General features: G+C 50.9%; 1 pseudogene. It reads right to left on the bottom strand.

The features are described from left to right. A pseudogene (locus CIK99_RS07950) lies at positions 1-277 on the bottom strand (DDE transposase); the annotation flags it as partial. Positions 278-383 lie beyond the last annotated feature (106 nt).

The raw sequence follows: 383 nt of genomic DNA, 5'->3' as shown, positions 1-383 counted from the left end.
TTTCCTTCAGGATCTTCCCCAGCAGGTTTAACAGCCGGCGGATAATCCTGCGCTGTTGTGACTTCTTGTGTTTGCGCTGCTTCACATACTCCATGTTCGCCTTCTCCACGTCAAGGTACTTCGTCCTTGGGCGGTGGATGCCAAGACGCTGACAGGCATCACACATCATACGATATGACTTCCCAACGCATTCCCACAGCAGCTTCTGGTCCGTCGGATACCGCATCTCGCTCTCATAGCATGTCGCATCTGTGTAGAATGTATCAAGCTCTTTCATGTACGGTTTCCATGCATCCGCGAGTATGTTCTGCTGTTGCTGGATCTTCAGCTTGTCAGAAAGCTCGGAGATGATGTCATCTATCAGCTTGTAGTTCGTCAGGGGG

It is taken from the genome of Prevotella sp. P5-92, assembly GCF_002251245.1.
In the GTDB taxonomy this organism is placed as follows: domain Bacteria; phylum Bacteroidota; class Bacteroidia; order Bacteroidales; family Bacteroidaceae; genus Prevotella.
The sequence above is the reverse complement of the archived record's forward strand: the minus strand, read 5'-3'. Positions and strand labels throughout refer to the sequence as shown.